Here is a 21,986-nt window from a genome sequence, read left to right as displayed (position 1 = left end):
TATGTCAATGATTTTTATTAAAATTTTTTAAATTTTTCAAATATATTTTAATTGAAAAGCCAGACAATTTATGGTATCTTTGTTGGCAAGTTACTATTTTTGTTCAATTCGCCAACGTTATGGGCAAGTGACGCCTGGATATGCACTGGCAATTCGGCAGGGCGCTTGCCTAACTGATTACTCACTACTAAGGAGATGCTATGACTGAACTAGCCTCACGCTCCCTCCAGACAGGACAGCACACAGCCGGATACACGTATAGCGCTCAAGCCCTCCGCCATGTGGCTATGCCCCTGGGTGGCATAGGCGCTGGTCAGATTGCCCTGGGAGGAGATGGTGGTCTCAGGCAATGGCAGATCGTCAATCATATAAACCATCTGGGCTTTGTCCCGCATAGTTTCTTTGCCTTACGCGCCAGCTGCGTTGAACCGCCGCTTAACGAGGTGCGCATTCTGCAATCGCGTGAGCTCATAGATCTACCCGAGGATCACACGCCACTTGTCAACGATGACTATATTCCCGCCGATCAGCGGGCCTTGCTCCAGCAATTCGCGGGAGTGGAGCAAACCGAGTTTACCGGCAAGTATCCCTTTGCCCGCATACACTACAAGGATGCAAAGCTACCCGTAGCTGTTCAGCTAGAGGCCTATTCGCCCTTTATTCCACTTGATGCTCGCAACAGTGGACTACCAGCTATTGTGTTTACCTTTACCCTGCGCAATCGCTGGTCTCATCGCGTGCATGGCTGCTTAGGGGCGGCCTTACAGAACGCGGTTGGCTGGGATGGTATAACGCCGATTAGCGGGAATCGTTGCCATCTCTATGGAGGCAATAGCAACCGCGTGCAGAGGCGCACTAACTATACGGCTCTCGTGATGGAAAACCCCTCCCTGGCCGATGATCATCCCGGCAGCGGTCAGATGATGCTGACGAGTCTCACGCCCGGAACTGGCGTCTATGCCTGTTGGAGCGAGCCGGCCCAGTTCATGCGCTTCATTGACGGCTTTAATCCCGGCTCACACTACAACGAGCATGATCACCGCCATACCCACTTCGATAGAAACGGCCAGGCCCCATCCAGGGGGACAAGTCCGCAGGGCGAGACCTGGAACGGCGGCCTGCTGGCACCCTTCCAGCTAGCGCCAGGTGAGACGAGCCAGATTACCTTTATCCTGAGCTGGCATTTTCCCAATCGCTACGTTAACTTTGACCAGTTCGGCCCGCGCCGCGATTATGGCAAAAGCAAGTTCTGGGTTGGCAACGCCTACGCCACGCAGTTTGCCGATGCTCAGGAGGTTACCGAATATCTCATCCACAACCAGGAAAAGCTAGAAACTAGCTCGCGCCGCTGGTCTGAGGAGATTTACCGCAGCACGCTGCCCGATTGGCTGGCTGAGGCCATTGCAGCTCAAGGCACGCTGATGCGCAGTCCGACTTGCTTCTGGGCCGAAGATGGTAAATTCTTTGGCTTCGAAGGTTCTCTCGGCGCCTCGACAGTCATGTGGAATGCCGATTTTGGCGGCTCGTGTCCGCTCAATTGTACTCACGTCTGGAATTATGAGATGGCCCTATCAAGGCTCTTCCCGGATCTTGAGCGAAGCATGCGCGAGACCGATTTTGAGCATGTGCAGGCGCCCGAAGGCTATATTCCGCACCGCACAGTCTTGCCTCTCTACCTGCCCCAGTTCTGGGGGACGCCGATCGGAGGTCCGCACAATCCGGCCCTGGATGGCATGCTCGGCACGATTCTTAAGACCTATCGCGAGGTCCGCCAGGGAGCTGGCCTGCCCTGGCTAGAACGCCTCTGGCCGCGCGTAAAGAAGCTTGTCAATTACATTGTGACGAACTGGGATGAGAACGCAGATGGCGTGCTGGAAGGTGAGCAGGGCAACACCTATGATATCGCCTTCTACGGCCCCAACATGTATATAGGTGCGCTCTGGCTAGCGGCACTGCGCGCTGCCGAAGAAATGGCTACCATCCAGGGCGAGGAAGAGCTGGCCCGGCAGTGGCATCAGCTTTTCGAGCGAGGCAGCGCCCGCTATGATGAGCTCCTCTGGAACGGTGAGTACTACATCCAGCTCCTCGATCCCGCAGCTCCGCCCGAGGATCAGTTCGGCACTGGCTGCCTTGCTGATCAGCTCTTTGGGCAATGGTGGGCCCATCTGCTAGACCTGGGCTATATCCTGCCTGAGGAACATGTCAAAACAACGCTGCGCTCCATCGTGCGCTACAATCTGCGGCACGGCTTTGAGGGCTTTGAACATGGCTATCGCGTCTTTGCCGATCGCGACGATGCGGGTCTGCTGGTCTGTACCTGGCCGCAGGGCGGACGACCGGAGATTCCCGTACGCTACTGCGATGAGGTCTGGACAGGGATGGAGTACCAGGTTGGCGCCCATTGCCTTATGGAGGGCATGCTCGAAGAGGGATTGAGCGTTCTGCAGGCCTTGCGCCAGCGCTACGATGGTAGGAGACGCAACCCCTATAATGAGATAGAATGTGGAGATCACTATGTACGCGCGATGGCCGGCTGGTCGGCGCTAGAGGCGCTTAGCGGTTTTCGCTACAATGCGCTAAAGGATGAGCTGCGCTTTACGCCAGCCCGCACACTGAGCAGGGACATGCGCTTGCCCTTTATTACCGGTACAGGTTGGGGAAACTTCACGCTGATCAAAAACGATAAGGAGACCCACACCACGCTTTCCTGTGCCCATGGCGAAATCCATATTCGAGAGCTCAGCTGGAGCAGTGAGGAGAGCCAGGCTAGCGTCTATCTGCAAGGCAAGCAGCTAGCCACTCAGGCCGATTGGCAGCAAGGCGTGCTCTCAGTCACCTTTGCCGAGCCCATAATCCTGCACGCCGGCAAGATTCTTGATATCGTTAGCACAAATTAATTCGCTCGGCTCAGCCATAGTACGTCCAACATGGTGTACTATGGCTAAAGGAGCCGGCTTAGGCAAGTGGCAAGACCCCGTACAGCCGCCACTCTGGATTAAGCTCAAAGCGGGCAAGCTCTTTCTTGCCCGTGCTGCCTGACTGCAAAATCACGCGCGAGTTCTTGCCATCGACGAGGACCCATTGATCATTTCGATAGTCATACAGGCAGTCTTGCAGCCAGTTTGTATCGGCGGTAGCTTCGGCTTCAATGCTGCCTTTACCATCCTTAATGCGCACCATGAGAGCCCGCCCCCGGGCCGTGTCGGCAACCGTGATATAATCCTCAGCCAGCACCCTGACCGAATGTGGATGATCAAGGCCTTCCAGCACCGGCTTCCACTCGCCGCTCTCGCGATCAATTGCAATCACCATGCCCTGATGAAAGAGGGATGCCAGCACCGTACCATCAGGCAATTCCGCCGCAGAATTTACATGCGTCGTGTGAGCCAGCGTTCCGTACTTTACGCCCCGATGATCGGCAGAGATATCGAGGTAACGTGGCTCGCCGGTTGGGGTCAGGGTAAAGCCATGTTCGATAGCCCACCAGCTCCACAACAGCTCTCCCTCATGCGTAAACTCCAGCACGGCATCGAGACCTGTGCTAGCTACCAGATAGCCGCGCTGGCTGCGCGAGAGCGAGTGAAGCATATTAAAGGCGGGCAGGCTCACCTTTTCTTGTACGGCGGTGAGATCATTGCTCACTTCATGCACAGCATCGATTGAGGCCACAAGAATACCTTTATCTGAATGAGCCATTCCAGCCGGCATCGGCAGTTCCGCAAGTTCCTGCACATCTCCCGTATCGTCGAGCAAACAGAGGAGCCCACCCTGATCCTCTTTCGGCTTCTGACGACTTCCCAATACAGTGAGCGGACACTCCGTTTGCTCACGCGAAGTTGCCCAGTGCTTTTTCAGCATAGAATGCTTTGTCGAAATACAACTTAAGAGGAAAGGCATATACTTACTCCTCGCATAATTTTTACCAATTGAGACTGCATACTACTCAAAGCTAAGCTACGCGCCACTTTTTAGCCTCCGGCAGGGTGAGCTCTATAAGCCAGAATTCCTACCTGAATCGGCTTAGCGGCTAAAAAAAAGCCCTGCTTTAGACGCCAGAAAAGGGTTGACAACTGCCTTACTTCACTCTACACTAGAGATGTAGTAAGTAAGTTTGTTGATCTACTATATCAACATTACCACAAAAAGCAGGGTTTTGGAATAGGTAAAAGAGGTAAGTTTACCATGACGACATACGATAAGGACGATAACACAACCGGCCTGCTACATTTAGGTCATGGAGAAGGCAGCAAGGTTGAACGTATAAAACTCGAAAGTCACTATCTAGCTGGCCAGATAGCCGAAGAGTTAGCGACAGATAGCACACACTTCGCTGAGGCTGAGGTTCAGCTCGTTAAATTCCACGGGATGTATCAGCAGGAGAACCGCGATATGCGCCAGGCGCGCAAGATTGCTGGTAGCGAGAAAGCTTACCAGTTTATGGTTCGCTCGCGTATCCCTGGCGGCGTACTGACTGCCGAGCAGTACCTGGTTGAAGACGAGCTGGCCGACCGCTATGGCAACGGGTCCCTACGCTTCACCACGCGTCAGGGCATTCAGCTTCACGGTATACTTAAAGGCGATCTGCACGCAACGATTAACAGCATTAACAAGTCCTTGCTCTCCACCTTAGCTGCCTGTGGAGACGTCAATCGTAATGTCATGGCCTGTCCGGCTCCAGCGGCAAACCGCGTCCATACTCAGATCAGCAAGATAGCCCATAAGATAGCGATGCACCTGGCGCCGCGCAGTCAGGCCTATCATGAAATCTGGATCGATGGCGAGAAGGCGCAGACAGTTACCTCTACCCAGGAAGAAGTTGAGCCGATGTATGGCCCTACCTATTTACCGCGCAAGTTCAAAGTTGGGATCGCCTTTCCAGATGACAACTGCATTGACGTCTTTACGCAGGATGTTGGCCTGGTTCCCTATCTTGTCAATGACGAGCTAGCCGGCTTCACGGTCCTGATTGGAGGCGGCATGGGCATGACGCATGGCAAGGTTGAGACCTATCCACGCCTGGCCACGCCACTCTGCGATATCCCGGCCGATGAGGTACTTAAAGTCGTCGAGACCATCGTGACGGTCCAGCGCGATTACGGCGATCGGCAGAACCGCAAACACGCGCGTATGAAATACGTGGTAGAGGAGCGCGGTGTGGCCTGGTTTAAGGCAGAGGTAGAGCGCCGCCTTGGCTATACGCTCCTTCCACCACGCGAGGTAAGCTTTGCTGACGCCGACGACCATCTCGGCTGGCACAAACAGGCCGATGATCGCTGGTTCCTGGGGCTCTACATCGAAAACGGACGCGTCAAAGATACGCCGACGCTGCAGTTGAAGACAGGCCTGCGTCGCGTTATCGAGCAGTTTCGCCCCGGTATCCATCTCACGGCCCAGCAGAATATTTTGCTTACCGATCTGACCGAAGAGCAGCGTGCACCGGTTGAGGCCCTGTTAAGCGAATATGGCATAGCTACCAATCCCGATGCAGTTGGCGCCTCGCGCTTCGCAATGGCTTGTCCGGCGCTGCCCACCTGCGGGCTAGCCGTCGCCGAATCGGAACGTATCCTACCCTCCATCATGCGTGAGATCGACGAGGATCTACGCGAGCTTGGGCTGGCCGACGAGCGAATAAGCGTGCGTATGACAGGCTGCCCCAACGGTTGCGCGCGGCCTTACCTTGGCGATATCGGCCTCGTAGGTCGCTCAAAGGATCTCTACAATATGTATCTTGGCGGCGACTGGTCAAACACACGCATGACAGCGCTCTACGCAACCTCGATCCGCACCCATGAGATCGCGGCGACTATTCGTCCATTGCTAGAGTTATGGAAAGCTGAGCGCCTGAGACAAGAAACCTTTGGCGACTTTTGCCACCGCATCGGTTTTGAAAACTTGCGCGCAAAAGTAGAGTCAAGGGCAACGATTGCAGCTTCGAGCCGTTCCTGAAAGACGAAGAGCTATGCCAAATTATTACCCGATTATGCTTGATGTACGTGGGAGAGAGGCAGTTGTGGTTGGAGGCAATAGTGTAGCTGGCGAAAAAGCACTGGCCCTCTCTAAGAGCGGGGCCCGCGTTACAGTTATGCATACTGAGTTTTGCCCACAACTGCAGGAATTGGCCCAACAACAGACAGTAACGCTACGCTATAAAGGCTATGAACGTGGTGATCTGGCGAGCGCTTTCGTCGTTGTAGCAGCAGTGAGCGATGCCCAACTCATTGAGGAGATTTGGCAAGAGACACAAGAACGTGGACAATTGCTCAATATCGTAGATGTGCCTGCCCGCTGCAACTTTATTGTGCCCTCCATTCTCAGACGCGGCAAATTGACGATTGCCGTCTCTACGGAAGGGGCCAGTCCCGGCCTGGCCAAACGGATTCGCCAGGACCTGGAGGGGCTCTTTCCCGCGTCCTATGATTTGTATTTACAACTAGCCTCTGTAGCGCGTGCCCACCTGAAACAGGGTGGAGTCTCTTATGCAGACAGAGACGACTTCTTCGGCAAATTCTTCGCCAAGGATATTCTTTCGCTGCTCACAGAGAACAGGCTAAGCGAAGCGGTGAGCATTACGCGCTCGCTTCTCGCCGATTATGGAATCAATGTCTCCTCAGAAGCTATTACTGCGGATTTACAGGCTATGGAAGGGAGCAGGCCATGAGCACTCTTATACACTATCGACGGCCAGCAAATAGCGGGAACAACGAACCATCCCCGCGCGGCAAAGTATTTCTGGTTGGTGCCGGTCCGGGTGACCCGGATCTTATCACTGTTAAGGGGCTGCGCTGTCTCCATATGGCCGATGTGGTGCTCTATGATCGCCTGGTCAGCCCCGCTCTGCTTGAGGAGACGCGGCCGGGCGTTCTGCGCATATATGTAGGCAAGGGCCCGCAGAAACACGCCATGGAGCAGACCGACATCAATACCCTTCTTATCACTTACGCACAGCAAGGCCGCATCGTTGTGCGCTTAAAGGGAGGCGATCCTTTCCTTTTCGGCCGAGGAGGAGAGGAAGCCGAGGCTCTGGCCAACGCTGGCATTCCCTTCGAGATTGTGCCGGGCGTCAGTTCATCGATAGCGGTGCCGGCCTACGCAGGCATCCCTCTGACGCATCGCAACTATACCTCCACCGTCACTATTGTCACGGGTCATGCCGGCTACACATCGCCTGGGGTCAACTGGGAAGCCCTGGCCCAGCTTAAGGGCACGCTTGTCGTGCTCATGGGTGTCAAAGCCTTACCGCAATTCACTCAGCACCTCATCGAAGGCGGGCTGACGCCAGATACGCCGGCCGCAGTGATCCAGGAAGGCACGACGGCCCAGCAGCGCATCATTACAGGTGAGCTGGCGACTATCGCGCGGCAAGCTTCGGAAGCGGGCCTCAGTTCACCGGCCCTCACAGTCATCGGCCATGTCGTCAATCTTCACGAGCTCCTTTCGTGGTATGAAGCTGTCTCTTCAGACGCAACTTTCAACAATGCGCTTGTCGTCTAGAGCAGACCGGGAACAAAGTTTATCTCTGGCTTTGTTCCCGGTTCGCTTTTTGTGCAATCTACTGCTCCCATTTCCCCTTCCTTCTGCTCAGCCATAGAGCTCTCCCAACAGAAGAAAAAGGATGTGCAGGAGCCAGCAACCTCTTTCCTACACATCCACTTGACAACTCAGCACTCTTAAATGTATGCTCAAACTATGTTGAAATAGCGCTTATTCCTCAGCTTATTGCTTATGCATGAGCTTATAGCGCTAAAGGAGGTGATACGAGGAAGCTGGCTACTCACCTGTCTTTATGTATCGCAAACCCATCAGGGCCAGAAAGTGTAGATGCAGTAAGATGCTGTTCAACACATTTTTCGCTCTTCAGATGGAGTATGCAAAGCCATTTCCTTAACCGGAAGCGGCCTATCCTGCCTAATCTACTCAGCAGACAAGATGCCTGCAGCAGCAGACACGCAGGGCTGTAACATCGTTTTTTGCAGGATGTCTTACTAGTCTTGTCATGTATTGCCAGGTTATATTGTTGTTTTGAAAGGTGAGGAGATTTATGGCTCAAATAGCAGCAGAAGCAGAGCAGGCCCAGACAGGAGCATCAGTTCTTGCCAATCCGGCCCCGCTTGGCCTCAGCGCCTTCGCGCTTACCACCTTTGTTCTCAGTGCAGTTAATGCAGGATTTATCGTTCCATCTGTTGGAGCTGGCACCAATATCGTGATTGGCCTGGCCCTCTTCTATGGCGGAGCAGTACAAGTTCTCGCAGGGATGTGGGAATTCCGCAATGGGAACACACTAGGAGGCACAGCCTTCTCCTCCTATGGCGGTTTCTGGCTCGCCTTTGGCTTCATCTTCATTCCAGGCTCTGGCATTCTCGATGCGCTTAAATCCCCCGGCGTACTCAATTCGGCTCTCGGACTCTTCCTACTCGGCTGGACAATCTTTACAGCATTGATGTTTATTGGCGCGCTACGCACCAATATAGCCCTTATGGCTGTCCTTGGATTGCTGTTTCTCACTTATCTCGCACTTACCATAGCTGCTCTAGGTGGCGGCCCTGGCTTTACGGTGATCGGGGGCTGGCTTGGCATCCTTACCGCTCTGGCTGCCTGGTATGCAGCCCTTGCCGGCATACTCAGCTCTAGTAAAGCCGTTTTTACGTTGCCTGTTGGTTCCAGAGAATAGTCACAGTTTCCTCAAATATGCATTGCGGTGGATCGCGCCCGACCCTGGGCGCGGTCTACCTTGTCCGCGCACCTACCTGCGGAGGAGCATCTAACGCTCGATGAATCTATATGTGCTGGGCGAAAAGATTCTTTACAGAACAGGCCTGGGAGATAGAGCTCCCATTCAAGAAGAATGTTAACTTGTGGTCTCCAGGGCTGGCGTGAGGTGTGGAACAAGCTGGGATGCGAGGGGCGGCTCTCTCACCACATGAAGTTTGACAAAGCACTAGAGTAAAAAAAGAGGACACGAGTATGAGTAATCTTGGCTTTGAGAATACTGACACTATCTTAATGGAGGAACGTATTTTCCCCCCTTCCAAGGAGCTCGTGGAGCAGGCCAACCTCACGGCCTATATGCGCTCCAAAGGCTTTGAGGACTACGAGGCCTTCTATCAGTGGTCGCTCTCCCATCGCCTTGAGTTCTGGGAGGATATGGCCCGCGAGCTCCACTGGTTCCAGCCCTGGCAGACGACCTTCCAGTGGCAGGACAAGCCCTTCTTCCAGTGGTTCGTGGGCGGCAAGTTCAATATCGTCTACAACTGTCTTGATCGCCACATGCAGACCCCCACCCGGCACAAGGTGGCCTTCTACTGGGAAGGCGACGGGGGAGAGAGCCGCACGCTGACCTACGAGGACCTCTATGTGCTCACCAATCGCCTGGCCAAAGCCCTGCAGAACCTTGGCGTCAAGAAGGGCGATCGCGTCGCTATTTACATGCCCGCCATCCCTGAGCAGGTGGCCGCCTTGCTGGCGGTGGCACGTCTAGGAGCTGTGCATACCGTGATCTTTGGCGGCTTTGCGGCGAACGCGTTGAGCGAGCGCATCATCGATGCCCAGGCCAAGGTCCTCATCACTGCCGATGGCAACTATCGGGCTGGCAAGCTCATCGAGCTCAAGAAGATTGCCGATGAAGCCATGAGCCAGAGCCCGACGATCGAGACAGCTGTGGTGGTCCGCCGCTTGGGGCAAGAGGTGCCCATGCAGGCAGGACGCGACCACTATCTCGATGAACTGCTCGCCACGATCCCCGAGGACACGGTAGTGCCCTGCGAACCGATGGAGAGCGAGGATCTGCTCTACATTCTCTACACCTCCGGCTCGACGGGCAAGCCCAAGGGCGTGGTGCATGTGCAGGCTGGCTACGCGGTGGGCGTCTATACCACCACCAAGTTCGTCTTTGACATCAAGCCCGACGATATCTACTGGTGTACCGCCGATATCGGCTGGGTCACCGGCCACAGCTATATCGTCTACGGTCCTCTTGCCAACGGAGCAACTGGGGTCCTTTTTGAAAGCACTCCTACCTATCCCGAGCCCGATCGATATTGGAGCGTGGTGGAGAAGTACAAGGTGAGCATTCTCTACACCTCCCCAACCGCCATTCGCGGCTTGATGCGCTTTGGAGAGCAGTGGCCAGCCAAGCATGATCTCTCCAGCCTGCGCTTGCTGGGCACGGTGGGCGAGCCGATCAATCCAGAAGCCTGGATGTGGTATCGCCATAATATCGGCCACGATAGCCTGCCTGTCATGGATACCTGGTGGCAGACCGAGACGGGCATGATCCTGATCAGTCCTACCATCCGCCAACCCCTCAAGCCCGGCAGCGCCACCCGGCCCCTGCCCACCATTGAGGCCGATATTGTCGATAGCAACGGCAAGCCGGTGCCGGTGGGCAAAGGGGGCTTCCTGATCGTGCGCCATCCCTGGCCGGCGCAGATGCGTACCATCTATGGCGATCCGGCGCGCTATCGCTCCTACTGGGAGACCATTCCCGACGTCTACTTTGCTGGCGATGCCGCGACAAGAGATGATCTTGGCTACATCCGGGTGCAGGGCCGTGTCGATGATGTGATCAAGGTCAGCGGCCATCGTCTGGGTTCCATGGAGATCGAGTCAAGCCTGGTCAGCCATCCAGCGGTGGCCGAGGCAGCCGCCATCGGCAAGCCCGATCCGGTCAAGGGCGAGCATGTCAAGGTCTTTGTCATCCTCAAGCAAGGCAACGAGGCTTCCGAGGCCATGATCGCTGAGCTCAAGAAGCATGTGCGGGCCACTGTAGGCGCGCTGGCAGTTCCCGAGGAGCTGGAGTTTGTCCCCAGCCTGCCCAAGACGCGCTCGGGCAAGATCATGCGCCGCGTTATCCGCGCAAAGGAGCTCGGCCAGCCCGTTGGCGATGTCAGCACGCTTGAATCTTAACGCTCTATACATTGGCAGGGTATGGCATATTTGTTATCCCTTGCCCTCCTTAACCAAGCCCACGACAAGCCCACAAGGGCCCTGGCATGTCATGTGCCAGGGCTCTTTTCTGCCTCGGCAGGCCCAGAGAGCAGTTCAGTCGCCCACTACCTGACCGGCCAGAAAGGCAAGCACAGCGGCATTAAACTGCTTTGCCTGCTTTGCCATACAGGTATGCCCGGCTCGCTTGATAATCAAGAGACGTGCATCACTAAGCCGCTGGCATAATAGAGGTCCGATCATGGCCGGCACCTGAGCATCATGCTCGCCCCAGATCAAAAGCGTGGGTGCCGTGATCGCCTGGAAATCCAGGGATGTATGCTGGGCTACCATGAGATCTTGTAGGGCTCGCAGCAGGGTAATCGGGCCTGCACGCAGGGTATCGTAACAGACGATCATGAAAAAGCTGAGCGTGAGCGAGCGTGTACTCAAGAGCAAAGGCCAGATAAAGCTAGCTATGGGGCGCGTTGGCAGCATTACGGCAGGGGAAACGAGCACCAGCCGCTCCACCATTTCAGGGCGCAGAGCCGCCAGTTGGAGACAAATATGGCCACCCATGGAATGGCCGACAAAATGGGCTTTCTGTATACCTACGCCCTGCATCCACTTGAGCAGCCAGTGAGCCGTTTCAGCCAGTTTGAAGCCTCCCGGCGCCCGATTCATGGCGCCAAAGCCAGGCAAATCTAATAAATAGAGACGATAGCGCTGGGCAAGCTCGTTTATATTACAACTCCACCAGCGCGTCGAGCCGCACAATCCATGCACCATTATGACAGGCTCTCCCTTACCGATAACCTCATAGCGCACCGGCTGCCCATCTACCAGTACGCTACAAATACGCGGCTTTATTGTTGACGCTCTTCTCAGCATAATGCTTGATACTCTTTCAGCTTTCAATATGTTGCGCAGCGGCAAGGCTTCTCCTTTGCGTGCCTTCAACAGTGAGGCGGGACAGTCTATTAGAGGGTTTTTACTTATTGTAGCACACACGCTATGTCTAGATGCATATTCCATCTCTAGGGAATACAGAACGTTTCATCTCCTCTCTTACCTTGCCCCAGAGCATGTTACTATCGGCCCTGGGAATACCGTGTTACAAGTGGCTATTGCAGTCGTGCCCTGCATGAGATGCAAATATATCTCATTTCAAACTATTTACGCTTTAAAACATTAAATAATACAGGAGGTCACATGTCGGCATTAGAGCAGACTCGTCTCAAACTTATTGATAGATATTGGAATGCTGCTAACTATCTGACCGTAGGGCAGATCTATTTACAAGCCAATCCTCTGCTGAGAGAGCCGCTACGTCCCGAACATATTAAGCCTCGCCTATTGGGACACTGGGGAACTTCGCCCGGGCTTAGCTTCATCTATGTTCACCTCAACAGGCTCATCCAGGATAATAACGTCAACATGATCTATCTGGCCGGTCCAGGGCACGGCGGGCCTGCCGTCCTGGCCAATGTTTACCTGGAAGGCACGTACTCCGAGATCTATCCTGAAGTCACGCAGAATGAGGAAGGGCTGCAGCGCCTCTTCCGCCAATTCTCGACACCTGGAGGCGTTCCCAGCCATGTCAGCGTACCAACACCGGGCTCTATACACGAAGGCGGAGAGCTGGGCTATGTACTGGTACACGCCTTTGGTGCCGCCTTCGACAATCCCAATCTGCTTGTCGCGGCCGTGGTTGGCGATGGGGAAGCCGAGACGGGTCCCCTTGAGGGGTCGTGGAAGAGCATTAAGTATTTAGATCCGCAGCGCGATGGAGCCGTTTTGCCGATCCTGCACCTCAATGGGTACAAGATTTCTAGCCCGACTGCCCTGGGCCGGGCCAGCGATGAATCGATCAAACAATTGCTTGCGGGCCATGGCTACGAAGTTTACTTCGTGGAAGGTCAGGCGCCAATGGAGATGCATCAACGCTTCGCTGAGACGCTGGATACCTGCTATGCCAAAATTCGGGCGATTCAGGACGAGGCGCGCACACGTGGTATGAAACAAATGCCGCGCTGGCCTGTGATCATCCTACGCTCACCAAAGGGCTGGACTGGCCCCAAAGAAGTAGACGGCGTGCCCATAGAGGGAACATTCCGCGCGCACCAGGTACCAGTGAGTGAAGTCAAGACCAATCCTGAACACTTGCATATTCTTGAGCAATGGATGCGCAGCTACAAGCCAGAAGAGCTCTTTGACGAGCATGGACAGCTTTTGTCAGAGCTTGCGGCTCTGGCCCCTAAAGGTGAGAAACGTATGGGAGCCAATCCTCATGCTAACGGCGGAAAGCTCCTGGTAGACCTGAATCTGCCTCGCTTCAACGAATACGCAGTCAAGGTCAAAAGGCCAGCCACTGAGCGCTACGAGAACACCAGACAGTTGGGTAAGTTCATGCGCGATATCTTCAAGCAGAATGACGCCCAGAAAAATTTTCGCTACTTCTGTCCCGATGAGACGAATTCCAATCGCCTTGGAGATGTCTTTGACGTAGAGAATCGCACCTTCGAGGAGAAAATCATTCAAATCGATGATCACCTCGCCAACGATGGGCGCGTCATGGAAGTCTTGAGCGAACATCTCTGTCAGGGCTGGTTAGAAGGTTATCTGCTGACCGGACGTCACGGTCTCTTCGCTACTTACGAAGCTTTTGCGATGATTACCAGCTCGATGCTGATCCAGCATTCGAAATGGCTGGAAGAAGGCGTCAAGCTAGCCTGGCGCAAGCCGGTGGCCTCGCTCAATATCCTGCTCACCTCTACTTGCTGGCGCAACGATCACAATGGCTTTAGTCATCAAGGCCCGGGCCTCATCGATACCGCGCTCTCCAGACGCGGAACTGTTGCGCGCATTTACCTGCCTCCGGACGCCAATTGCTTGCTTTCGGTCGCCGACCACTGCTTCCGCAGCCGCGATTATGTCAACCTCATAGTTATCGACAAACAGCCCCATTTACAATATCTGAGCATGGAGGAGGCCATCGAGCACTGCACGCGTGGCCTTTCTATCTGGCAGTGGGCTGGCAACGCTGATAAAGTAGAGCCAGATGTTGTGCTGGCCTGCGCCGGCGATGTCATGACGCTGGAAACTATCGCGGCAGCCTGGTGGCTACGCCATCATATTCCCGAATTAAAGGTGCGCGTGATAAATATCGTGGACCTGATGACGCTCTACCCGCCGGATGTCCATCCCCATGGCATCGATAACGCGCTCTTCGTCTCGCATTTTACCGAGAACAAGCCCGTCGTCTTTGCCTTCCACGGCTATCAGCGCGCTATCCATCAGCTCATTCACGGGCGGCCAAATGCTGAACGCTTCCATGTACGTGGCTTTAACGAGATGGGCACGACTACGACGCCCTTCGATATGGTCGTGCTCAATGAGGTAAGCCGCTATCATCTGGCGATCCTGGCGATGCAGCGGGCCGAGCGCGTACGCGAGCTTACGCCGCCCTTAATTCAGGAATGTAACGATATGCTGGCCCGACATCATAGCTATGTGCGAGCCAATCTTGAAGATATGCCGGAGGTGCGCGATTGGACATGGACAGACTAGCCAGGCCTTTGAAAATACTCGTTTTCAACGCCGGGTCCAGCAGCCAGAAAACCAGGCTCTATGAGATAGGGAACTCCCTGCCTGAAGAGCCGCCAGCGCCCCTGTGGTCGGCGCATGCCGATTGGACAAAGGAAAAGTCAGCGGCAGAGCTGAAGGTAACGACAGCCGCCGGCCAGACCCTGGAAGAGGAACTTCCCAGCGACTCGCGGCGTACCGTCGTAGAGCATATGCTCAAGACCCTGTGGAGCGGGCAGACTCAGGTTATCGAAAGCCCGGCTGAGATCTCTATGGTCGGGCATCGCGTCGTCCATGGCGGCTCAAGGTACCATGCTAGCACACTGATTACGCCAGAGGTAAAAGCTGCTATTCAGGAATTCAGCGCCTTCGCCCCCTTGCACAATCCGGCCAATCTAGAGGGTATCGAAGTGGCCGAAAGCCTGATCTCAGCCTATCAGTCCAGGAGTGATCCCGCTGCTCCCGGAGAGACGGTGCAGGAGCGCAGAGAGCCCCGGGAGACAAATTCGGCAGCCGATAAAATACCGCAGGTAGCAGTCTTTGATACTGCCTTCCACAGCCAGCTCCCGCTAAGGACTGCTGTATATCCCGGTCCGTACGCCTGGTTTGAAGAAGGGATCAGGCGCTACGGCTTTCACGGCATCAGCCACCAGTATTGTGCCCAGCGCAGCGCGCATATTCTAGGGCGCGATCTCGCCTCTTTACGCATGATTAATTGCCACCTGGGCAATGGCTGTTCGCTGGACGCTATCCAGAATGGGCGCAGCATCGAGACGACAATGGGCTTTACGCCGCTAGAAGGCCTGATGATGGGTAGCCGCTCCGGCACAATCGATCCCAGCATCTTGCTCTATCTGCAGCGCGAGAAGGGCTATACGCCCGAGCAGCTCGATACGCTCCTGAACAAAGACTCGGGGCTCAAAGGCATCTCTGGGGTATCCAGCGATATGCGCCAGCTCACGCAGGCCATTCAAGAGGGCAATGAGCGAGCCAGACTGGCGCTTGAGATGTACATTTATCGTCTGCGCTACTTTATCGGCGCTATGCTGGCTGCTCTTGGTGGCCTGGATGTGCTCACCTTCACCGGCGGAATCGGCGAGAACGCGGCCGAGGTGCGCGCGGGAGCCTGCGCAGCCTTTGGCTTTCTTCAGCTTAAGCTCGACGCCGAAAAAAATGCGGCATCTCCTGCCGATCAGGATATTGCCGCAGCAGATTCGGCGGTCCGCGTATTAATCGTTCACACCGAAGAAGACTGGGAGATCGCTAAAGAGTGCTGGCGCATCGCCCACGCTCATGGTTACATTTGATGATAATCAGGATAAGCCCATAGCCTCTAGAGAGACATATCGGCTTGCCCAATCACGGAAGGTCCAGCTTTCGTCCCACCAGCGCATCTTGCTGTACTGGAAGAAATTCCAGAGGATCGCCCGATCCAGCAGCATATAAACGCTGAAGCGCTCCTCAAAGCCGGGACGAGGGGGCCTTCTTGATAGATATGCCCGCACAAATATACGCGCTAACTCAGGATCTTCATCATAATACATAGCAGCGGCACGCGAAAGATCCGCCTCACCATCGCCAAAATGGGCTTCCATTAAATCGAATACCCCACTTACCCGCCAATCAGCTCCATGCTGAGTCACAACCAGGTTGCCCTCTTTATAGTCCTCCATAACAAGGCAGGGCTTAAAAGGTTCAAGTAAGGCTTTCTGCGCAGAGGCAATATATTCTTCAGCCCATGTAATATCGGACTGCGTGGTATGCTCGCTATATGCCTGTGCATCTTTGAGCTTGTGGATAATACGTGCTACTACTCTGTCAGCATAGGAGACGGCCCTTGCATGGTCAAAGCTTAATAAGCGGGATGAACTTACAGGAACAGGCCACGCTAACTCTCTCTCCAGATCAAAAGGCTCAACCTTCCCACTTGCCGCATAGTAACGACCAGCAAATGGCCAGGTCAACTCTTGCATTTGGGCAAGATTCTCACCCAGGGCCTTGGCAATGGCCCGCTTCTCCGCAGGCTTCAATTGTTTCCTGACCTCATCATCTGCCAGCTGAAGGCCCTCCATCCTGGGCATCAGCACATAACTCCAGCCAAAAATTTTCGTAGTCGGATCAATATAATAAGGCCATGGCACGGGAACCTCGGTCCGCTCGTGAAGCAGCTTAGTATAAAACTGTTCAGTCGAAAATTGCCCTGCAAAATGTGGATTTCCGCGCAGCACATACTCACCTTTTGTGCTGGTAACAAACACATTCTGGCCAAAATTTCCAAAGGGTATGGCTTGCGCTCTTACAAATTTCCCAAGCTGGAAATGCTCAAGAGCTGCTTGAAATTGCCCATCAGATAGCTCTCCCAGCTGCTGCGAATACATCTTACTGCACATAAAAATACTCCTTTACTTTAATAAGTGCTCTGCTTCCATTGCTTGCCAAGGGTTCTATATTCAGGTTTCCTCTTCTGCAGAACAGAACTGAAGTGCTTTTTCAGATCTACCCCATACCAGCTGCGCCGAATGCTTGCGGTCAGTAAAATTATATATAAGGCAGCCCAATACAAGGAGCCTGGATCAAGCCTCTTGAAGTGCTGGACACTGCATAATACAATGTGATAGGTAACAGCAATAAGTAAAAGCCCAAACAGGGCTAAATGTGGTAAAATTTCTCTCCAATACAGCTGTGCTCTTCTCACTTTTCTCGTCACTATATACTGCGGTTTTTTGAGCGGTCCGTAATAGAGAGCCAGCAAAAAGGCTTTTATATAGACAAACATCAAGCAAACTTGCATCTGTTTGGCTCTCCAAGTCTCTTTAAGGGCTACATCGCTCCCGAGAACGAGAGCAAAGGCTTCCACGAGCAAGGCATAAGGCCAGAAATGAAGGCCATAGTTGAGAGGATCAACGATAAAGGGTTTCACCTGGCAAGTCAAGCTGATAATAGGCACGAGCATAAGAATTAGCAAAGGAATACTTGACAAGTAAAACAGACCAAGTTCCATAAACTGTAAACGCTGCCTTACTGTGAGGCCCTTGATTGTTAAAGGGCACTTCCATAAACACAGTCTGAAGGTATCAAGTGCCCAGGTCCCAAACTGCTTATAGATATTAGGAAGATCCTCAGGGGCTACTTGTGCAAGTGCGCCAACAATAGGCAAATACGCGCCACGAAAGCCGCGTTGTAGGGCAACATAGCCTGAATAAAGATCTTCAACTACATTCCAGGTAGAGAATCCGCCGATAGCCACGAGATGCTCCCTCCGCCATACCAGACCACTGCCACAGGGAAAAGCTGCGTTAGCAGCATCCCGAGAAAGCATCATGCCCTGATAGAAATAGGTAAGTCGGTTTCCAAAAGGATCTCCCCGGCTTACCAACGCATCCTTAATGGTCTGGACATAGGCAGTTCGTGGATGGCAAAGCAAGTAGCCAACTGTACATTGTAAGAAGTGAAGATCGCTCACCAGATCGTCAGCGTCTCTGGACTCAATAAATTGAATATCAGGATAGGCTTCTACAACAAAATCAAGCATGGCATTCAAATTACCATCTTTGGCATTTCCTTTGCGGAACGAGGTATATTTCGCAGGAGGCTGAAGGTAATGAATGCAGGCCGGAAGGTAGCGGCCCTGTAAGCCTTCAACCATATGCCTGATCTCACGGCGATATCCATCATCTCCTACCACAATTACCAGCTTCTCTAACGGCCAGCGCTGCGTAAGTACACTTTCTAGTGTCTTGCGCACCATCGTTACTGGCTCATTATAGGTTGGAACCAGCACTGCTACATATGGCATCATGTTAGTAGTACATCTGCTCATACGTATCTGCGAACGTGACCAATTATTAAACACAGTTACATATACAAGAATAACGAAGAAGCTATGGGCCATAAAAAATGGATAGGCGAGCCACCAGACCCCTCTATTAAGCACTCCGGGCAGCCAGAGGATATAATACAAAGCTGCGGCAGCCAGTACAATACCAATTACTCTTCTACTCAGATCTCGTCGATAGTTCTTTAGCTTTTCCATGCTTACCTAATCAGCTCCTTCGTTACATAACCTGAAAAAGGCTTTGCCTAACAAAATTTCTCTTTACTACTTACTCGAATAGCAGAAAGAGAATCTATGTTTATCACCAAATGTGCCTCTATAACCAGGACATAGTTTATACACAAAAAATGACAGTAAGCTAAAATTAATCGGGTTTTGGCTTCTATTTCCAGGAGCTTAAGCTATCTGCTAGTCGTCACTTCTGACCAAGTGCCAGCTAAATTATCTCTACCGCCGGTTACATGAAACCTCACAGGCGCTTTATGCGTGATATCTACGTACACTAATGAGTTTGGCTAACCGGTACAACATAGATTATTCCATTCCGGAAGGGAGGAACAAATGGTCACGACGATCAAAGAATTGAGCAAGTCGGGATTAGATAAGGCCAAAGACTTACGCGGAAAGGCTCTCGACAGCGCTCAGGATAAGTATGCCGATGCAAAGGACGCGGCCCAATCGACCTATTACAATGTTCAGGGGAACGTACAGTCCCAGCTGAACAAAGTGCCCGGAATGCTAGCCCTTGGCTTCGGGCTGCTGCAAGGGTGGCTCAACTACATTAATAAAAAATCGCAGCTCCAGCAATTACGCGAGCAGGCGCAGTCTAACGCTTCGACTGGCTTAGCGCGCACTCAGGACCTCCTGGGAGCTGGCATGGACACGGCTCAAGTAGCCCTGGAGAAGAGTCGGAAAGGTGCAAAGAAAAAGCTTGAGAAGGCCCAGAAAAACTTGCATGACGTCCAGGATATCGTTCAGGATAAAGTCTCTTATGGCCTCTCAAAAACCCAGGATACTTTGGGTAAGCGTTCCCAGCAGGCCAGCAAGAGCCTGCAAAGCGCGGCCTCCAGCATGAAGGATCTTAAGGATTCTGTCCAGGATCAGTATGTAAGCTATCAGCGCAAACGCAAAAGAGCAAAATTCCTATTCCGTGTAGGTCTGGTATCGGGAGTTGCGCTGGCCCTGCTCTACGCTCCCGTCACAGGTGCTCAGACACGCGAATGGCTAAAGCAGCAGTGGCAGCGCGCACGCGACTATATGGGAGTCTAAGTAAAGCCATATAAATAACGCAATACAAAAGAGCTGAGCCCCGACAAGGTTGCTCAGCTCTTTCTTCGCTTCATATTCATTCGTCAGCTCTACAGCACATCCATACTTGCCGATATATTGACTTGTCTGTCAGTCAGGAGGCCGTAAGCATCTGTATTTGCGAACCCAGGATCTTACGCAAGGACGTTTTTGCGCGATGGAAATAAGTCTTGGCTGTTGCTTCTGGCATACTCAATGTCCTGCCAATCTCGGCGAAGCTCATCTGGGAAATGTAACGTAGCAAAACAACAGCACGAAACTTAGGCGGGAGCGCTTGAATTCCCTGATAGAGAATATGCTGCAGATCATGGTACTCTACAAGATCCTCAGGCAGTGGACCGGGATCAGGCATATCATTAAGACCCGATATCTCTCCTTCATTATTCTCCACCTCTAGCTGCGAGAAGTAAACAGCTCCCCTCTTCTTACGGCGCAATTCGTCTACGCAGCAATTGCGGGCCACTTGAAATAACCAGGGCTTAAAAGGCTCCCCTGTACTGAGCCTTGGCAAGGAGATATAGAAGCGCAAAAATACCTGCTGTAGCACATCGCAGGCCTGATCATAGTCGCCGAGAAAGTGGCAAATGAAGTTAAATAGCGAGGCTTGATATTTGCGGACCAGCCCCTCAAAAGCCTCTTGATCACCTGCTAATGTCTGCTGGGCTAGAACTGCATCCGAAAGATTGGCCATAGCTTTTCTTGTCGTCGTTTGTATTTGCACAGGAAACCTCCTTGTCGCTTTCATTGACACGCCATACAACTCACATCTGATTTAAGGGACCCCTTCCCACACTCAGTAATTCCTGTCTGCTCAGGCCTACTTTCTTCGCTTGATCAAGCACGCATAAATCACTTCTACCACGCCAAAGCCCCAGGCGCACATAGCCTTGCTGAATACCTCCGAGGATGGATGGGGAACTTGCCTGCCCTCTTTATCTTCTACTAGCGTATCCCTTTTCGCTTATAATTACAATGGAATTTCCCTTGATAAACCTCTACTGTAAGTGTTTGTAATCATAATTTTAAGTGGAAAAGTAAAAACTCAGATGGCTCTTATTTTTGAGGAGGGATGCTTAGATTTTTCTTAATAATGTGAAGTATATCGGCTTTCCAGTTATAGAAGAGGTTTTATACAAGCTCGGCCTATACTTTCCTGACTCTTAATTCGCAATAATCGCGGGGAGGATTCATGCCAAGAACTGAAAACGGAATTTCGGTACTATGCCTGGTGAGGATATAGCGCATAGCATCGGACTTATGGGCATAGAAACGTCGCACGCATTGTATTGCAGTACACAGTGAGCGAAAGCGCACATACATCTCATGGTGCAGAGGCAAAATCACATGTTGAAAACCGTGAGCAATGAGCCAGGAACGGTCTTCGGGGCATGGCCAGATAAGAATAATCTTGCCGCCATTCTTCGTCACGCGCCACAATTCAGCCAGGCCTGGCTCTCCCCTTGCCCCGGTGAAGAAGTGAAAGCCGAGCATGAAAGCGCACAATCTACACTATTGTCAGGTAAAGGAATGTCCTCAAAACGGCCTGCATATGTCACAATGCGGTTATCTCTATCCCTTGTCGCAAGTTTGTGCTCTAAAATACGTAACAGGCCTGGTGAGGGCTCAACCGCGTATATTTTTCTTGCTCCATAACGCTTGCATTCAAAAGAGGCCCGACCGCTGCCGGCCCCAACATCCAGCACCAGCTTTCCCCGAATATCAGCTTCCAGGTGCTCAAAGATGCCAGGATGCAAATATTCTCCTTGCGTGAGCTCCTCGTACAGCTCGGGCGTCTTCCAGTAGGTCAACTCCCAGAAGAGCGTATCCAGAACCGTGCGTCGTGCACGGTCTACCTCGCATTTCAAGATAGACCTACGGAATTCGCGCATAAAATCTGCACGTTGCTGGGGAGAGAGATTATGCCTTATACGCTTGACAAGTGAATTTGAGGCGCCGCGCATACTATGAGCAAGTTGCTCGATCGTCAGCCCGAAACTGCCCGAAGCCAGCATAGTACGGAGCGTATCGTCATCAAAGACCTGCAAATCTTCTATTTGAAATGGATTGGCAAACGGAACCTTATGCTCAACCAACGCTTCACTACTTGACATGCTGAACATCCTCCCTTGTATATGCTTGTATCCAGGCCTCTCCACCCCTTATTTCTTCTTCTAACACGGCTAAGAAATAGAGAAAGTTTCCGCCAGGTGAGACATATTTTTATTCTAAAATGCTTGCAAGGTGAATATGCAATCCTCTTACATCTTTTTCCTGCAAGCTTTTAACTGATGAATGACCTTCCAGGTTGCGACCAACTCGTCAATTCATCCGTGTTACA

General features: G+C 52.8%; 16 protein-coding genes. 9 read left to right on the top strand and 7 right to left on the bottom strand.

Going from position 1 to position 21,986, the window contains the following annotated elements:
- The first annotated feature begins 200 nt into the window (after positions 1 to 200).
- Positions 201 to 2,897: a GH116 family glycosyl-hydrolase gene (locus EPA93_RS38685; RefSeq protein WP_129892644.1), complete on the top strand. Its 2,697-nt coding sequence runs from the start codon at positions 201 to 203 to the stop codon at positions 2,895 to 2,897.
- A 58-nt stretch (positions 2,898 to 2,955) separates the two neighbouring features.
- Here the strand turns inward: EPA93_RS38685 and EPA93_RS38680 are convergent, their stop codons facing one another.
- Positions 2,956 to 3,897: an aryl-sulfate sulfotransferase gene (locus EPA93_RS38680; RefSeq protein ID WP_129892643.1), complete on the bottom strand. Its 942-nt coding sequence runs from the start codon at positions 3,895 to 3,897 to the stop codon at positions 2,956 to 2,958.
- Between the two features lie 285 nt (positions 3,898 to 4,182).
- Between EPA93_RS38680 and EPA93_RS38675 the strand changes: the two genes are divergently transcribed.
- The 5 genes from EPA93_RS38675 to acs all read left to right on the top strand — a co-directional run bounded on the left by EPA93_RS38675 (position 4,183) and on the right by acs (position 10,902).
- Positions 4,183 to 5,946 carry an NADPH-dependent assimilatory sulfite reductase hemoprotein subunit gene (locus EPA93_RS38675; RefSeq protein ID WP_129892642.1) on the top strand — a complete coding sequence of 588 codons (1,764 nt, stop codon included), beginning with the start codon at positions 4,183 to 4,185 and terminating at the stop codon, positions 5,944 to 5,946.
- A 13-nt stretch (positions 5,947 to 5,959) separates the two neighbouring features.
- Positions 5,960 to 6,658 (top strand): precorrin-2 dehydrogenase/sirohydrochlorin ferrochelatase family protein, encoded by a 699-nt coding sequence (locus tag EPA93_RS38670; protein ID WP_129892641.1) that lies wholly within the window; start codon positions 5,960 to 5,962, stop codon positions 6,656 to 6,658.
- The gene (gene cobA, locus EPA93_RS38665) at positions 6,655 to 7,491 is read left to right on the top strand and encodes a uroporphyrinogen-III C-methyltransferase (protein WP_129892640.1); all 837 of its coding nucleotides are present in this window, start codon (positions 6,655 to 6,657) and stop codon (positions 7,489 to 7,491) included. Before EPA93_RS38670 ends, cobA begins: the two co-directional genes overlap by 4 nt.
- Positions 7,492 to 8,038: 547 nt before the next feature.
- Positions 8,039 to 8,668 carry an acetate uptake transporter gene (locus EPA93_RS38660; RefSeq protein ID WP_129892639.1) on the top strand — a complete coding sequence of 210 codons (630 nt, stop codon included), beginning with the start codon at positions 8,039 to 8,041 and terminating at the stop codon, positions 8,666 to 8,668.
- Between the two features lie 293 nt (positions 8,669 to 8,961).
- The gene (gene acs, locus EPA93_RS38655; protein WP_129892638.1) at positions 8,962 to 10,902 is read left to right on the top strand and encodes an acetate--CoA ligase; all 1,941 of its coding nucleotides are present in this window, start codon (positions 8,962 to 8,964) and stop codon (positions 10,900 to 10,902) included.
- A 135-nt stretch (positions 10,903 to 11,037) separates the two neighbouring features.
- Here the strand turns inward: acs and EPA93_RS38650 are convergent, their stop codons facing one another.
- Positions 11,038 to 11,811 (bottom strand): alpha/beta fold hydrolase, encoded by a 774-nt coding sequence (locus EPA93_RS38650; protein ID WP_165423691.1) that lies wholly within the window; start codon positions 11,809 to 11,811, stop codon positions 11,038 to 11,040.
- 321 nt (positions 11,812 to 12,132) lie between these two features.
- Here EPA93_RS38650 and EPA93_RS38645 point away from each other — a divergent pair, with 321 nt between their 5' ends.
- On the top strand, positions 12,133 to 14,490 hold the full coding sequence (locus EPA93_RS38645) for a phosphoketolase family protein (RefSeq protein WP_129892636.1): 2,358 nt from the start codon (positions 12,133 to 12,135) through the stop codon (positions 14,488 to 14,490).
- An 8-nt stretch (positions 14,491 to 14,498) separates the two neighbouring features.
- Entirely contained in the window at positions 14,499 to 15,812 is a 1,314-nt protein-coding gene (locus EPA93_RS38640) for an acetate/propionate family kinase (protein ID WP_422877906.1), read from the top strand.
- Positions 15,813 to 15,818: 6 nt separating this feature from the next.
- Here EPA93_RS38640 and EPA93_RS38635 read toward each other — a convergent pair whose 3' ends face one another.
- Positions 15,819 to 16,895: a phosphotransferase family protein gene (locus EPA93_RS38635; protein ID WP_129892634.1), complete on the bottom strand. Its 1,077-nt coding sequence runs from the start codon at positions 16,893 to 16,895 to the stop codon at positions 15,819 to 15,821.
- Positions 16,896 to 16,912: 17 nt separating this feature from the next.
- Positions 16,913 to 18,538, bottom strand: a complete 1,626-nt coding sequence (locus EPA93_RS38630) for a glycosyltransferase (protein WP_129892633.1) — start codon at positions 18,536 to 18,538, stop codon at positions 16,913 to 16,915.
- A gap of 363 nt (positions 18,539 to 18,901) precedes the next feature.
- Between EPA93_RS38630 and EPA93_RS38625 the strand changes: the two genes are divergently transcribed.
- Positions 18,902 to 19,609, top strand: coding sequence for a YtxH domain-containing protein (locus EPA93_RS38625; RefSeq protein ID WP_129892632.1), 708 nt, complete (start codon positions 18,902 to 18,904; stop codon positions 19,607 to 19,609).
- A 133-nt stretch (positions 19,610 to 19,742) separates the two neighbouring features.
- Here EPA93_RS38625 and EPA93_RS38620 read toward each other — a convergent pair whose 3' ends face one another.
- From EPA93_RS38620 to EPA93_RS38610, 3 genes are all read right to left on the bottom strand, one after another.
- Positions 19,743 to 20,369 carry an RNA polymerase sigma factor gene (locus EPA93_RS38620; protein WP_242527226.1) on the bottom strand — a complete coding sequence of 209 codons (627 nt, stop codon included), beginning with the start codon at positions 20,367 to 20,369 and terminating at the stop codon, positions 19,743 to 19,745.
- 422 nt (positions 20,370 to 20,791) lie between these two features.
- Complete coding sequence (locus EPA93_RS38615) at positions 20,792 to 21,076, bottom strand: hypothetical protein (protein WP_129892631.1); 285 nt, start codon at positions 21,074 to 21,076, stop codon at positions 20,792 to 20,794.
- Positions 21,073 to 21,759 (bottom strand): methyltransferase domain-containing protein, encoded by a 687-nt coding sequence (locus EPA93_RS38610; RefSeq protein ID WP_165423690.1) that lies wholly within the window; start codon positions 21,757 to 21,759, stop codon positions 21,073 to 21,075. The genes EPA93_RS38615 and EPA93_RS38610 overlap by 4 nt, the downstream gene beginning before the upstream one ends.
- Positions 21,760 to 21,986: the final 227 nt, after the last annotated feature.

It is taken from the genome of Ktedonosporobacter rubrisoli (genome assembly GCF_004208415.1).
Lineage (GTDB): Bacteria > Chloroflexota > Ktedonobacteria > Ktedonobacterales > Ktedonobacteraceae > Ktedonosporobacter > Ktedonosporobacter rubrisoli.
Note: the sequence above shows the minus strand (reverse complement) of the source record. Positions and strands in the feature narration are given on the sequence as shown.

What these genes read in the sequence shown, in the direction of transcription:
- EPA93_RS38685 (WP_129892644.1), top strand. Translation starts at nt 201, where the DNA reads ATGACTGAACTAGCCTCACGCTCCCTCCAGACAGGACAGCACACAGCC.
- EPA93_RS38680 (WP_129892643.1), bottom strand. Translation starts at nt 3,897, where the DNA reads ATGCCTTTCCTCTTAAGTTGTATTTCGACAAAGCATTCTATGCTGAAA.
- EPA93_RS38675 (WP_129892642.1), top strand. Translation starts at nt 4,183, where the DNA reads ATGACGACATACGATAAGGACGATAACACAACCGGCCTGCTACATTTA.
- EPA93_RS38670 (WP_129892641.1), top strand. Translation starts at nt 5,960, where the DNA reads ATGCCAAATTATTACCCGATTATGCTTGATGTACGTGGGAGAGAGGCA.
- cobA (WP_129892640.1), top strand. Translation starts at nt 6,655, where the DNA reads ATGAGCACTCTTATACACTATCGACGGCCAGCAAATAGCGGGAACAAC.
- EPA93_RS38660 (WP_129892639.1), top strand. Translation starts at nt 8,039, where the DNA reads ATGGCTCAAATAGCAGCAGAAGCAGAGCAGGCCCAGACAGGAGCATCA.
- acs (WP_129892638.1), top strand. Translation starts at nt 8,962, where the DNA reads ATGAGTAATCTTGGCTTTGAGAATACTGACACTATCTTAATGGAGGAA.
- EPA93_RS38650 (WP_165423691.1), bottom strand. Translation starts at nt 11,811, where the DNA reads ATGCTGAGAAGAGCGTCAACAATAAAGCCGCGTATTTGTAGCGTACTG.
- EPA93_RS38645 (WP_129892636.1), top strand. Translation starts at nt 12,133, where the DNA reads ATGTCGGCATTAGAGCAGACTCGTCTCAAACTTATTGATAGATATTGG.
- EPA93_RS38635 (WP_129892634.1), bottom strand. Translation starts at nt 16,895, where the DNA reads ATGTGCAGTAAGATGTATTCGCAGCAGCTGGGAGAGCTATCTGATGGG.
- EPA93_RS38630 (WP_129892633.1), bottom strand. Translation starts at nt 18,538, where the DNA reads ATGGAAAAGCTAAAGAACTATCGACGAGATCTGAGTAGAAGAGTAATT.
- EPA93_RS38625 (WP_129892632.1), top strand. Translation starts at nt 18,902, where the DNA reads ATGGTCACGACGATCAAAGAATTGAGCAAGTCGGGATTAGATAAGGCC.
- EPA93_RS38610 (WP_165423690.1), bottom strand. Translation starts at nt 21,759, where the DNA reads ATGTCAAGTAGTGAAGCGTTGGTTGAGCATAAGGTTCCGTTTGCCAAT.